This window comes from Streptococcus humanilactis (genome assembly GCF_019448275.1).
Lineage (GTDB): Bacteria > Bacillota > Bacilli > Lactobacillales > Streptococcaceae > Streptococcus > Streptococcus humanilactis.
The window spans coordinates 1-13,737 of record NZ_JAHXBZ010000005.1 but is presented as its reverse complement, the minus strand read 5'-3'; the positions used below and the strand labels follow the sequence as shown (position 1 = coordinate 13,737).

Here is a 13,737-nt window from a genome sequence, read left to right as displayed (position 1 = left end):
AAATCGATCATATTTATGTCCTAAAACTAGTGAAGCGCCTAGCCAAATCTCCGACAGGATTTGGTCTTAATTACTTAGACTGCTTTTTAATCAAGTAACTTGAAGATTACGACATGAACCAAACCAAATCGATATTATTTGGTTAGGTGAATTAGTGAAGCGCCTAGCCAAATCTCCGACAAGATTTGGTCTTAATTACTTAGACTGCTTTTTAATCAAGTAACTTGAAGATTACGACATGAACCAAACCAAATCGATATTATTTGGTTTGGTGAATTAGTGAAGCGTTTAGGCAAGCATCTCTGATTACGACGTAAAGAAACATAAATCGATAATATTTATGTTTCTTTACTAGTGAAGCGCCTAGCCAAATACCTGATAGGATTTGGCGTTAGTTACTTAGATTGCTTTGCAATCAAGTAACTTTGGCGATTTACATCTTCTCAGGTGCTTCTACTCCAAGCAAGCGAAGGGCTTCTTTGAGAACAACTGCAGTTGCGTAGCTGAGGGCTAGACGGCTGTCGCGCTCAGGATTTTCGTCTAGGATACGTGTATGTGCATAGTATTTGTTAAAGGCTTGAGCCAGGCTAATTGCAAATTTAGCAATGATAGAAGGTTCAAAGTTATCCGCTGCACGGTTGATAATACGTGGGAAGTCTTGGATGAGTTTGATGATTTCCCAACTTTCAGCATCATTCAAGCTATAGTTGCCAGCTGTTTCTGGTTTGAAATCCGCTTTGCGTAAGATAGATTGGATACGAGCGTAGGCGTATTGAACATAAGGTCCAGTTTCACCCTCGAAGGATACCATAGCCTCTAGGTCGAAGTCGTATCCATTTGTACGGTCGGTCTTGAGGTCATAGAATTTAATGGCTCCAACTCCAACAGCATGCGCTACCTGGTCTTTGTTTTCAAGTTCAGGATTTTTAGCTTCGATTTGGGCCTTGGCACGACTAACAGCCTCTGCGATAGTAGGCTCTAGCAAGATGACATTCCCTTTACGAGTAGAGAGTTTCTTCCCTTCTTTTGTAACCAAACCAAAAGGAACGTGAGTAATGTCGTCACTCCAATCGTAGCCCATCTCTTGTAAGACAGCTTTGAGTTGTTTAAAGTGGGCAGATTGTTCTTGGCCAACGACGTAGATAGATTTAGCAAATTGGTATTCGTTTTTACGGTAAAGAGCTGCAGCCAAGTCACGTGTGATATAGAGAGTTGCACCATCAGATTTTTTGATAAGGGCTGGATGTTCAATTCCATATTTCTCAAGATTCACAACTTGGGCACCTTCTGATTCAACAAGAAGGCCTTTTTCAGAAAGAATGTCTACAACTGCATCCATCTTATCGTTGTAGAAGGCTTCTCCATTGTAGCTGTCAAATTCGACTTGTAATTCATTGTAAAGACGGTTAAATTCCACCAAACTTTCATCACGGAACCATTGCCAAAGTGCGAGAGCTTCCTCGTCTCCATTTTCAAGTTTACGGAACCATTCGCGTGCTTCTTCATCCAAGCTAGGGTCATTTTCAGCTTCAGCGTTGATGCGGACATAGAGTTTAAGAAGTTCATCGATTGGATGAGCTTTTACAGCTTCTTCGTTCCCCCATTTTTTGTAGGCAACAATCAACATCCCAAACTGTTTACCCCAGTCTCCCAAATGGTTGACCTTGACCGTTTGATAACCGATTTTTTGGAAAATATGTGACAAGCTATCTCCGATAACAGTTGAGCGCAGATGACCAATAGAGAATGGTTTAGCGATATTGGGACTAGACATGTCGATAACAACATTTTCTTGTTTACCAATGTTTTGGTCAGCATAGTGTTCTTTTTCAGTGATAACAGCTTGCAATATTTGAGCAGAAATAGCAGATTTATCAAGGAAAAAGTTAACGTAAGGTCCTGTTGCGACAACCTTTTCAAAGGCTTGGCTGTTAATTTTTTCAGCCAGTTCAGCCGCAATCATTTGAGGTGCTTTACGTTCGACTTTTGCAAGAGAAAAAGCAGGGAAAGCGATGTCTCCCATTTCTGAGTTTTTAGGGGTTTCCAGTAAATTTAAAATAGCCTCTTGGTCCAGGCTATCAATGATGCTAGCCAATTCGCTAGCAATCAATTCTTTTGTATTCATTAAGAGCTCCTTTTTGGACTTTTCTACTATTTTATCACAATTTTAAAGAAAGAAGAAAAAATTTTTGAAATCTCCTATTTTTTTGGTATAATATAGTTATAAAAATAGTTATAAATATTCACATAAGAGGATTTTATGAGAAAAAGAGATCGTCATCAGTTAATAAAAAAAATGATTACTGAGGAGAAATTAAGTACACAAAAAGAAATTCAAGATCGGTTGGAGGCGCACAATGTTTTTGTGACGCAGACAACCCTGTCTCGTGATTTGCGCGAAATCGGCTTGACCAAGGTCAAGAAAAATGATATGGTGTATTATGTACTAGCAAATGAGACAGAAAAGATTGATTTGGTGGAGTTTTTGTCTCATCATTTAGAAGGTGTTGCAAGAGCAGAGTTTACCTTGGTACTTCATACCAAATTGGGAGAAGCTTCTGTTTTGGCAAATATTGTAGATGCAAACAAGGATGAATGGATTTTAGGAACAGTTGCTGGTGCCAATACCTTATTGGTCATTTGTCGAGACCAGCACGTCGCCAAACTCATGGAAGATCGTTTGCTAGATTTGATGAAAGATAAGTAAGGTCTTGGGAGTTGCTCTCAAGACTTATTTTTGACAAGGAGAGACGGAAAATGGCGACAGAAAAGCTATCACCCGGCATGCAACAGTATGTGGATATTAAAAAGCAATATCCAGATGCTTTTTTGCTCTTTCGTATGGGTGATTTTTATGAATTATTTTATGAGGATGCGGTCAATGCTGCGCAGATTCTGGAAATTTCCTTAACGAGTCGCAACAAGAATGCCGACAATCCGATTCCTATGGCGGGTGTCCCCTATCATTCTGCCCAACAGTACATTGATGTCTTGATTGAGCAGGGCTATAAGGTGGCTATCGCAGAGCAGATGGAAGATCCTAAACAAGCAGTTGGGGTTGTGAAACGAGAGGTTGTTCAGGTCATTACGCCAGGGACAGTGGTCGATAGCAGTAAGCCGGACAGTCAGAATAATTTTTTGGTTGCCATAGACCGTGCTGGCAATCAATTTGGCCTAGCTTATATGGACCTGGTGACGGGTGACTTTTATGTGACAGGTCTTTTGGATTTCACGCTGGTTTGTGGGGAAATCCGTAATCTCAAGGCTCGAGAAGTGGTGCTGGGCTATGACTTGTCTGAGGAAGAGGAACAAATCCTTAGTCGTCAGATGAATCTGGTACTTTCCTATGAAAAAGAAGGCTTTGAAGACCTTCATTTACTGGATTTACGATTAGCAGCTGTGGAGCAAGCGGCATCTAGTAAGCTACTCCAGTATGTTCATCGGACTCAGATGCGGGAATTGAACCACCTCAAACCTGTTATCCGCTATGAAATCAAGGATTTCTTGCAGATGGATTATGCGACCAAGGCTAGTCTGGATTTGGTTGAGAATGCCCGTTCAGGCAAGAAGCAAGGCAGTCTTTTCTGGCTTTTGGATGAAACCAAGACGGCTATGGGCATGCGTCTCTTGCGTTCTTGGATTCATCGCCCCTTGATTGATAAGGAACGAATCATCCAACGTCAAGAAGTGGTGCAGGTCTTTCTCGACCATTTCTTTGAGCGTAGTGATTTGACAGACAGTCTCAAGGGAGTTTATGATATCGAACGATTGGCTAGTCGGGTTTCTTTTGGCAAAACCAATCCCAAGGATCTCTTGCAGCTGGCGACCACCTTATCTAGTGTGCCACGAATTCGTGCGATTTTAGAAGGTATGGAGCAACCTGCTCTAGCCTATCTCATCACACAACTAGATGCTATTCCAGAGTTGGAGAGTTTGATTAGCGCAGCGATTGCTCCTGAAGCTCCTCATGTGATTACAGATGGGGGAATTATCCAGACTGGATTTGATGAGACTTTAGACAAGTACCGTCGTGTGCTCAGAGAAGGAACTGGTTGGATTGCTGAGATTGAGGCCAAGGAGAGAGAAAACTCTGGTATCAGCACGCTTAAGATTGACTACAATAAAAAGGATGGCTACTATTTCCATGTGACCAATTCGCAACTGGGAAATGTGCCTGCTCACTTTTTCCGCAAGGCAACGCTGAAAAACTCAGAACGCTTTGGAACTGAGGAATTAGCCCGTATCGAAGGCGACATGTTGGAGGCGCGTGAGAAGTCAGCCAATCTAGAGTACGAAATCTTTATGCGTATTCGTGAGGAAGTCAGCAAGTACATCCAACGTTTACAAGCTCTAGCTCAAGGAATTGCGACAGTTGATGTCTTGCAAAGTCTGGCGGTTGTAGCTGAAACCCAGCATTTGATTCGACCTGAATTCGGAGATGATTCGCGAATTGATATCCAGAAAGGGCGCCATGCTGTCGTTGAAAAGGTCATGGGGGCTCAGACCTATATTCCAAATACGATTCAGATGGCAGAAGATACCAGTATTCAATTGATTACAGGGCCAAACATGAGTGGGAAGTCAACCTATATGCGTCAGTTAGCCATGACGGCAGTTATGGCTCAGATAGGTTCCTATGTTCCTGCTGAAAGCGCCTATTTGCCGATTTTTGATGCGATTTTTACCCGTATCGGAGCAGCAGATGACTTGGTTTCAGGTCAATCAACTTTCATGGTGGAGATGATGGAGGCCAATAATGCCATTTCGCATGCAACCAAAAATTCCTTGATTCTCTTTGATGAGTTAGGTCGTGGAACTGCAACTTACGACGGTATGGCTCTTGCTCAGTCCATCATCGAATACATTCATGAACACATCGGAGCCAAGACCCTCTTTGCGACCCACTACCATGAGTTGACTAGTCTGGAGTCTAGTTTACAACACTTGGTCAATGTCCACGTGGCAACTTTGGAGCAGGGTGGGCAGGTCACCTTCCTTCACAAGATTGAACCAGGACCAGCTGATAAATCCTACGGTATTCATGTTGCTAAGATTGCCGGTTTGCCAGCAGACCTTCTAGCAAGGGCGGATAAGATTTTGACACAACTGGAGAGTCAAGGGGGAGAAAGTCCAAGTCTGATGAGACAAACAAGTGCTGTCACAGAACAGATTTCACTCTTTGATACGACTGAAGAACATCCTATCCTAGCAGAATTAGCTAAGCTGGATGTTTACAATATGACACCTATGCAGGCTATGAATGTCTTGGTCGAGTTAAAACAGAAACTATAAAGAGAAAATTACTGGTCATTCTAGCTGTATCAAGGAGACTTCTTTGACAAGTTCCCACTTTTTTGCTAGAATAACATCACACAAACAGAATGAGAAGGAGCTGACGCATTGTCGCTCCCTTTTGTCTATTTTTTAAGGAGAAAGTATGCTGATTCAGAAAATAAAAACCTACAAGTGGCAGGCCTTGGCTTCGCTCCTGATGACAGGCTTGATGGTTGCTAGTTCACTTTTGCAACCGCGTTATTTGCAGGAAGTCTTAGACGCCCTCCTTGCTGGAAAATATGAAGCTATTTATAGTATCGGGGCTTGGTTGATTGGTGTGGCCGTGGTTGGTTTAGTTGCTGGTGGTCTCAATGTTGTCCTTGCAGCCTATATTGCCCAAGGAGTTTCATCCGACCTTCGGGAGGACGCCTTCCGTAAAATCCAAACCTTTTCTTATGCCAATATTGAACAATTTAATGCGGGAAATCTAGTCGTTCGAATGACAAATGATATCAACCAGATTCAGAACGTGGTCATGATGACCTTCCAAATTCTTTTCAGACTTCCTCTCTTGTTCATCGGTTCGTTTATCCTGGCGGTTCAAACTTTGCCCTCTCTGTGGTGGGTGATTGTTCTCATGGTAATCTTAATTTTTGGCTTGACTGCCGTCATGATGGGAATGATGGGGCCTCGTTTTGCCAAGTTTCAAACCCTTCTTGAACGCATCAATGCCATTGCCAAGGAAAATTTGCGTGGCGTTCGTGTGGTCAAGTCCTTTGTCCAAGAAAAAGAGCAGTTTGCTAAGTTTACGGAGGTTTCAGACGAGCTTCTTGGTCAAAACCTTTACATTGGTTATGCCTTTTCAGTAGTGGAACCTTTCATGATGTTGGTCGGTTACGGGGCGGTATTCCTCTCTATTTGGTTAGTTGCAGGGATGGTTCAGTCGGATCCGTCAGTTGTTGGCTCCATTGCTTCCTTTGTCAATTACCTAAGCCAGATTATCTTTACCATTGTCATGGTTGGATTTTTGGGAAATTCTGTCAGTCGTGCCATGATTTCTATGCGTCGTATTCGAGAAATTCTGGATGCAGAGCCAGCCATGACCTTCAAGGATATCCCAGATGAAGAGTTGGTCGGCAGTCTTAGCTTTGAAAATGTGACCTTTACCTATCCAATGGACAAGGAACCGATGCTGAAAGATGTGAGCTTTACTATTAAACCTGGTCAGATGGTTGGTGTCGTTGGAGCCACTGGTGCAGGAAAATCAACCTTGGCTCAATTGATTCCACGTCTCTTTGACCCGCAGGAAGGGGCTATCAAAATCGGAGGTAAGGATATTCGCGAAGTGAGTGAAGGAACCCTGCGTAAAACTGTTTCTATCGTTCTTCAACGTGCCATTCTCTTCAGTGGAACGATTGCAGACAACTTGAGACAGGGTAAAGGAGATGCTACTTTATTTGAAATGGAACGCGCAGCTAATATTGCTCAGGCTAGTGAATTCATTCATCGTATGGAGAAAACCTTTGAAAGTCCAGTTGAGGAACGGGGAACTAACTTCTCAGGTGGGCAAAAGCAAAGGATGTCGATTGCGCGTGGGATTGTCAGCAATCCACGTATTCTGATTTTTGACGATTCGACCTCGGCCTTGGATGCTAAGTCAGAGCGCCTGGTTCAAGAAGCCTTGAATAAGGACTTGAAGGGAACAACAACTATTATCATCGCGCAAAAGATTAGCTCGGTTGTCCATGCAGACAAGATCTTGGTTCTAGATCAAGGACGATTGATTGGTCAAGGTACGCATGCAGACTTGGTTGCCAACAATGCTGTTTACCGTGAAATCTATGAAACACAGAAAGGAAAGGAGGAGTAAAATGAAGACAGTTCAATTTTTTTGGAATTATTTTAAAGTTTATAAGCTATCATTTGTAGTTGTCATTCTGATGATTGTTCTGGCGACTCTTGCCCAAGCCCTCTTTCCAGTCTTTTCTGGACAAGCAGTGACGCAGCTAGCCAACTTAGTTCAAGCTTATCAAGATGGCAATCCAGAACTTGTTTGGCAGAGTCTATCAGGAATCATGGTCAATCTTGGTCTGCTGGTTTTGGTTCTATTTATCTCTAGTGTCATATACATGTGCCTCATGACGCGCGTGATTGCAGAATCGACCAACGAGATGCGCAAAGGCCTATTTGGGAAGCTTGCGCAATTGACGGTTTCATTCTTTGACCGCCGACAAGATGGAGATATCCTGTCTCGTTTTACCAGTGATTTGGATAATATCCTTCAAGCCTTTAACGAGAGCTTGATTCAGGTCATGAGCAATATTGTTTTATATATTGGTCTGATTCTTGTCATGTTTTCGAGAAATGTGACGCTGGCCTTCATCACCATTGCCAGCACACCAGTTGCCTTCCTCATGCTGATTTTCATCGTAAAAATGGCACGGAAATATACCAACCTCCAGCAGAAAGAGGTAGGGAAGCTCAACGCCTATATGGACGAGAGTATTTCAGGCCAAAAAGCTGTCATTGTGCAAGGTATTCAAGAGGATATGATGGCAGGATTTCTTGAACAAAATGAGCGCGTGCGCAAGGCGACCTTTAAAGGAAGAATGTTCTCAGGAATTCTTTTCCCTGTCATGAATGGGATGAGCCTGGTTAATACAGCTGTCGTCATCTTTGCTGGTTCAGCTGTACTTTTGAATGATAAATCTATTGAAACAAGTACAGCCCTAGGTTTGATTGTTATGTTCGCCCAATTTTCACAGCAGTACTACCAGCCTATTATTCAAGTTGCAGCTAGTTGGGGAAGCCTTCAGTTAGCCTTTACGGGGGCTGAACGGATTCAGGAAATGTTTGACGCAGAGGAAGAAATTCGACCTGAAAAGGCTCCAATTTTCACTAAGTTGCAAGAAGGTGTTGAAATCAGTCACATTGATTTTTCATATTTGCCTGATAAACCTATTTTGAAAGATGTCAGCATTTCCGCTCCGAAAGGACAGATGACCGCGGTTGTTGGGCCGACGGGTTCAGGAAAAACCACTATTATGAACCTCATCAATCGCTTTTATGATGTTGATGCTGGTGGTATTTATTTTGATGGGAAAGACATTCGTGACTATGACTTAGATAGTCTTAGAAGCAAGGTGGGGATTGTCTTGCAGGATTCGGTCTTGTTTAGTGGAACGATCCGAGACAATATTCGTTTCGGTGTGCCAGATGCTAGTCAAGAAATGGTTGAGGCAGCAGCCAAAGCAACCCACATTCACGACTATATCGAAAGCTTACCTGATAAATACGATACTCTTATAGATGATGACCAGAGCATCTTCTCAACTGGGCAAAAGCAATTGATTTCTATCGCTCGAACCCTGATGACAGATCCAGAAGTTCTCATTCTAGATGAAGCCACTTCAAACGTAGATACGGTGACAGAAAGTAAAATTCAGCATGCCATGGAGGCGGTCGTAGCGGGTAGAACCAGTTTTGTCATTGCCCATCGTTTGAAGACCATCCTCAATGCAGATCAGATTATTGTCCTTAAAGATGGAGAAGTCATTGAACGCGGTAACCACCATGAACTTTTGAAACTTGGTGGCTTCTATTCAGAACTCTATCACAATCAATTTGTTTTTGAATAAGAAAGAAGTTGTCCTATGTGGGCAGCTTTTTCTTGTCCATAAAAAATTTTTATCACAGCCTTTAAAAAAACATATTAGACGAAAGGCGTTTTGAGTGATATGATAGGACTATCGTTAATATTCGAAAGGAGAGACATAATGGCTAGAACGGTTGTAGGAGTTGCTGCAAATCTATGTCCCGTAGACGCAGAAGGCAAAAACATTCATTCATCTGTATCTTGTAGATTCGCAGAGAGCATTCGTCAAGTCGGTGGTCTCCCTCTAGTTATTCCTGTTGGTGATGAGTCAGTTGTACGCGATTATGTAGAAATGATAGATAAACTTATCTTGACAGGTGGGCAAAATGTCCATCCTCAGTTTTATGGAGAGAAAAAGACCATCGAGAGCGATGATTACAATCTAGTGCGTGATGAGTTTGAATTGGCCCTCTTGAAAGAAGCGCTTCGTCAGAATAAACCAATTATGGCAATCTGTCGCGGTGTTCAACTTGTCAATGTTGCCTTTGGTGGAACCCTCAATCAAGAAATCGAAGGTCACTGGCAAGGACTACCTTTCGGAACATCTCACTCTATTGAGACAGTGGAGGGAAGCGTGGTGGCTAAGCTATTTGGGAAAGAAAGTCAGGTCAACTCCGTCCATCGTCAAAGCATTAAAGATTTGGCACCTAATTTCCGTGTAACTGCTATTGATCCAAGAGACCAGACCATCGAAGCGATTGAGTCTATCGATGAGCACCGCATTATCGGTTTGCAGTGGCATCCAGAGTTTCTGGTTAATGAAGAGAATGGTAATTTAGAATTATTTGAGTATTTATTGAATGAACTGTAACGACTGGGACATCTGGTCGTTCTTTCTTTTATTTTTTCAAAATTTTTGGAATGTGGGATTTTTACGCAAACGTTTGAATTCTGATAAAAATTGGAGAAATTCGACAAAAAAACTTGAAAAAAACGAAGGTAAGCGTTATGATAGAAAAGAAGAAATATTGGAGGAATAACATGTCACATATTAAATTTGATTATTCAAAAGTTTTAGACAAATTTGTTGCACCACATGAAGTGGAATACATGCAATCACAAGTAACAGCAGCAGATGAATTGATCCGTAAAGGAACTGGTGCTGGTAGCGACTTTTTGGGATGGTTGGACCTTCCTGAAAACTACGACCGCGAAGAATTTGACCGTATCTTGAAAGCTGCTGAGCAAATCAAATCAGACAGCGATGTCTTGGTTGTAATCGGTATCGGTGGATCTTACCTTGGTGCCAAAGCAGCAATCGACTTCTTGAACCACCACTTTGCTAACTTGCAAACAAAAGAAGAACGCAAAGCTCCACAAATCCTTTACGCAGGAAACTCAATCTCATCTACTTACCTTGCTGACTTGGTAGAGTATGTTGCAGACAAAGACTTCTCAGTAAACGTGATTTCTAAATCAGGTACAACAACTGAACCAGCTATCGCTTTCCGTGTCTTCAAAGAACTTTTGGTTAAGAAATACGGTCAAGAAGAAGCTAACAAACGTATCTATGCAACAACTGACCGCCAAAAAGGTGCTGTTAAGGTTGAAGCAGACGCTAACGGTTGGGAAACATTTGTTGTTCCAGATGACATTGGTGGACGCTTCTCAGTATTGACAGCTGTTGGTTTGCTTCCAATCGCAGCATCAGGAGCTGACATCAAAGCCCTCATGGAAGGTGCGAACGCAGCTCGCAAAGACTACACTTCAGACAAAATCTCTGAAAACGAAGCTTACCAATACGCAGCAGTTCGTAACATCCTTTACCGTAAAGGCTATGCAACTGAAATCTTGGTAAACTATGAGCCATCACTTCAGTACTTCTCAGAGTGGTGGAAACAATTGGCTGGTGAATCAGAAGGGAAAGACCAAAAAGGTATCTACCCAACTTCAGCCAACTTCTCAACTGACTTGCACTCACTTGGTCAATTTATCCAAGAAGGAACTCGTATCATGTTTGAAACAGTTGTCCGTGTTGACAAACCTCGTAAAAACGTGATTATCCCTAGCTTGGAAGAAGACCTTGATGGACTTGGTTACCTTCAAGGAAAAGACGTTGACTTTGTAAACAAAAAAGCGACTGATGGTGTTCTTCTTGCCCACACAGATGGTGATGTACCAAACATGTACGTGACTCTTCCAGAGCAAGACGCTTTCACTCTTGGTTACACAATCTACTTCTTCGAATTGGCTATCGCTCTTTCAGGTTACTTGAATGCTATCAACCCATTTGACCAACCAGGTGTTGAAGCTTACAAACGTAACATGTTTGCCCTTCTTGGAAAACCAGGATTTGAAGAATTGAGCAAAGAACTTAACGCACGTCTATAATAGAAGAAAAGAGTGGTTTGCCCACTCTTTTTACTCTCTTTATCCATAGAAATTGGACTCAGCCAAGACTTGTGATATAATATAGAGAGAAAAAAGGCAGACGCCTAGAGACTTTATAGGAGAAACCATGTCAAAAGATATCCGCGTACGTTACGCACCAAGTCCAACAGGACTACTACACATCGGGAATGCCCGTACAGCATTGTTTAACTACTTGTATGCACGCCATCATGGTGGAACATTTATCATTCGTATCGAAGATACTGACCGTAAACGACATGTCGAAGATGGTGAACGTTCACAGCTTGAAAACCTTCGTTGGTTAGGAATGGATTGGGATGAAAGTCCAGAAACACATGAAAATTACCGCCAGTCTGAGCGTTTGGACTTGTATCAAAAATACATCGACCAACTATTAGCTGAAGGAAAAGCCTACAAATCTTATGTTACAGAAGAAGAGTTGGCCGCTGAACGCGAACGCCAAGAAGCAGCTGGCGAAACACCACGCTACATCAATGAATACCTTGGTATGAGTGAAGAAGAAAAAGCAACTTACATCGCAGAACGTGAAGCAGCAGGGATCATCCCAACTGTTCGTTTGGCTGTCAATGAGTCAGGTATATACAAGTGGCATGATATGGTCAAAGGTGATATCGAATTTGAAGGTGGCAATATCGGCGGTGACTGGGTTATCCAAAAGAAAGATGGTTACCCAACATACAACTTTGCCGTTGTTATCGATGACCACGATATGCAAATCTCTCACGTAATCCGTGGAGACGACCACATTGCTAATACACCAAAACAGCTTATGGTTTATGAAGCCCTTGGTTGGGAAGCTCCAGAGTTCGGTCACATGACCTTGATCATCAACTCTGAAACCGGGAAAAAATTATCTAAACGCGATACCAATACCCTTCAATTTATCGAAGATTACCGAAAGAAAGGTTACCTTCCAGAAGCAGTCTTTAACTTTATCGCCCTTCTTGGTTGGAACCCAGGTGGCGAAGATGAAATCTTCTCTCGTGAAGAACTCATTAAACTTTTCGATGAAAATCGCCTCAGCAAGTCACCAGCAGCCTTTGATCAGAAGAAACTGGACTGGATGAGCAATGATTATATCAAAAATGCAGACCTAGAAACTATCTTTGAGATGGCAAAACCATTCTTAGAGGAAGCAGGCCGTTTAACTGACAAGGCTGAAAAACTAGTTGAGCTCTATAGACCACAAATGAAATCAGTAGATGAAATTATTCCATTGACAGATCTTTTCTTCTCAGATTTCCCAGAATTGACAGAAGCAGAGCGTGAAGTCATGGCGGGTGAAACAGTCCCAACAGTTCTTGAAGCCTTCAAAGCAAAACTCGAAGCAATGACAGATGATGAATTTGTGACAGAAAATATTTTCCCACAAATCAAAGCAGTCCAAAAAGAAACAGGTATTAAAGGAAAAAATCTTTTCATGCCTATTCGTATCGCAGTTTCAGGTGAAATGCATGGACCAGAATTGCCAGATACGATTTTCTTGCTTGGACGTGAAAGATCAATTCAGCATATCAAAAACATGTTAAAAGAAATCTCTAAATAAGAAGGATGCAACAATGGACATCTGGGAAAAGATGTACGAAGAAGCACAGAAACTTTACAATCCACATGAAGTATCAGACTTTGTTTATGCCAACCATGTTGTAGCCGCAGTAGAAGCAGAAGATGGGCAAATATTTACAGGTTTCTGTATGGAGGGAACCTGTGGTGTGTTCCATCTCTGTGCAGAACGGGTGGCTCTCTTTAATATGTATCAATTCTCAGGACAAACCAAGGTTAAGAAAGTATTAGCTTTTCGAGACAAACCACCTTATGGTGTAAGTTCCGGTATGCCTTGTGGAGCTTGTAGAGAATTCCTCTTAGAGCTTAATGCTGAAAATAAAGATGCAGAATTCATGATGGACTATAATATAAGAAAAACAGTTAAAGTCTCAGAACTAATCCCTTATTGGTGGGGAGAAGAACGTGCTTCTAAGTTTAATAATTAATAGAAGAGTCAGTATAATTCTGGCTCTTTTTACTATAATTTGAAAAACTGTACTTGAAAAGAATTGAAAAAATAGAAAAAGTTTAAAAAAGTAGTTGACAAAAAACAAAAAGGCTGTATAATAGTAAGAGTTGAAAATAACAACTCAGGTCCGTTGGTCAAGGGGTTAAGACACCGCCTTTTCACGGCGGTAACACGGGTTCGAATCCCGTACGGACTATGGTATGTTGCAGATAAAATACTGATTGAAAAAAATTAAAAAAAGTTTCAAAAAAGTGTTGACAAGCGAAAGCGACTGTGATATACTAATATAGTTGTCACTTGAGAGAAGTGAGTGACAAAGACCTTTGAAAACTGAACAAGACGAACCAATGTGCAGGGCACTACAACTAAGGTTGTAGTACTGAACAATGAAAAAACAATAAATCTGTCAGTGACAGAAATG

General features: G+C 41.9%; 9 protein-coding genes and 1 tRNA gene. 9 read left to right on the top strand and 1 reads right to left on the bottom strand.

The window, feature by feature from the left end; translation table 11 throughout:
* Positions 1-433 precede the first annotated feature (433 nt).
* Positions 434-2,125: an arginine--tRNA ligase gene (gene argS / locus KV696_RS07320; RefSeq protein ID WP_219967259.1), complete on the bottom strand. Its 1,692-nt coding sequence runs from the start codon at positions 2,123-2,125 to the stop codon at positions 434-436.
* 135 nt (positions 2,126-2,260) lie between these two features.
* Here argS and argR point away from each other — a divergent pair, with 135 nt between their 5' ends.
* The 9 genes from argR (at position 2,261) to KV696_RS07275 (ending at position 13,512) form a co-directional block, all read left to right on the top strand.
* Positions 2,261-2,707 carry an arginine repressor gene (gene argR / locus KV696_RS07315; RefSeq protein WP_001231476.1) on the top strand — a complete coding sequence of 149 codons (447 nt, stop codon included), beginning with the start codon at positions 2,261-2,263 and terminating at the stop codon, positions 2,705-2,707.
* 50 nt (positions 2,708-2,757) lie between these two features.
* A complete protein-coding gene (gene mutS / locus KV696_RS07310; RefSeq protein ID WP_219967258.1) occupies positions 2,758-5,292 on the top strand; it encodes a DNA mismatch repair protein MutS in 2,535 nt (844 codons plus the stop codon).
* 145 nt (positions 5,293-5,437) lie between these two features.
* Positions 5,438-7,144 (top strand): ABC transporter ATP-binding protein, encoded by a 1,707-nt coding sequence (gene patA, locus KV696_RS07305; RefSeq protein WP_219967257.1) that lies wholly within the window; start codon positions 5,438-5,440, stop codon positions 7,142-7,144.
* 1 nt (position 7,145) lies between these two features.
* A complete protein-coding gene (patB, locus tag KV696_RS07300; protein ID WP_219967256.1) occupies positions 7,146-8,912 on the top strand; it encodes an ABC transporter ATP-binding protein in 1,767 nt (588 codons plus the stop codon).
* A 138-nt stretch (positions 8,913-9,050) separates the two neighbouring features.
* Positions 9,051-9,740, top strand: coding sequence for a gamma-glutamyl-gamma-aminobutyrate hydrolase family protein (locus tag KV696_RS07295; RefSeq protein WP_049524749.1), 690 nt, complete (start codon positions 9,051-9,053; stop codon positions 9,738-9,740).
* Positions 9,741-9,910: 170 nt separating this feature from the next.
* Complete coding sequence (locus tag KV696_RS07290; RefSeq protein ID WP_000018268.1) at positions 9,911-11,260, top strand: glucose-6-phosphate isomerase; 1,350 nt, start codon at positions 9,911-9,913, stop codon at positions 11,258-11,260.
* Between the two features lie 127 nt (positions 11,261-11,387).
* On the top strand, positions 11,388-12,848 hold the full coding sequence (gltX, locus tag KV696_RS07285) for a glutamate--tRNA ligase (protein ID WP_033679564.1): 1,461 nt from the start codon (positions 11,388-11,390) through the stop codon (positions 12,846-12,848).
* A gap of 13 nt (positions 12,849-12,861) precedes the next feature.
* Positions 12,862-13,293: a cytidine deaminase family protein gene (locus KV696_RS07280; protein WP_033679565.1), complete on the top strand. Its 432-nt coding sequence runs from the start codon at positions 12,862-12,864 to the stop codon at positions 13,291-13,293.
* 147 nt (positions 13,294-13,440) lie between these two features.
* Positions 13,441-13,512, top strand: a tRNA-Glu gene (locus tag KV696_RS07275).
* The last annotated feature ends 225 nt before the right edge of the window (positions 13,513-13,737 follow it).

Coding starts and splice junctions, on each gene's coding strand:
- gltX (WP_033679564.1), top strand. CDS start 11,388: ATGTCAAAAGATATCCGCGTACGTTACGCACCAAGTCCAACAGGACTA.
- patA (WP_219967257.1), top strand. CDS start 5,438: ATGCTGATTCAGAAAATAAAAACCTACAAGTGGCAGGCCTTGGCTTCG.
- KV696_RS07295 (WP_049524749.1), top strand. CDS start 9,051: ATGGCTAGAACGGTTGTAGGAGTTGCTGCAAATCTATGTCCCGTAGAC.
- mutS (WP_219967258.1), top strand. CDS start 2,758: ATGGCGACAGAAAAGCTATCACCCGGCATGCAACAGTATGTGGATATT.
- patB (WP_219967256.1), top strand. CDS start 7,146: ATGAAGACAGTTCAATTTTTTTGGAATTATTTTAAAGTTTATAAGCTA.
- KV696_RS07280 (WP_033679565.1), top strand. CDS start 12,862: ATGGACATCTGGGAAAAGATGTACGAAGAAGCACAGAAACTTTACAAT.
- argS (WP_219967259.1), bottom strand. CDS start 2,125: ATGAATACAAAAGAATTGATTGCTAGCGAATTGGCTAGCATCATTGAT.
- KV696_RS07290 (WP_000018268.1), top strand. CDS start 9,911: ATGTCACATATTAAATTTGATTATTCAAAAGTTTTAGACAAATTTGTT.
- argR (WP_001231476.1), top strand. CDS start 2,261: ATGAGAAAAAGAGATCGTCATCAGTTAATAAAAAAAATGATTACTGAG.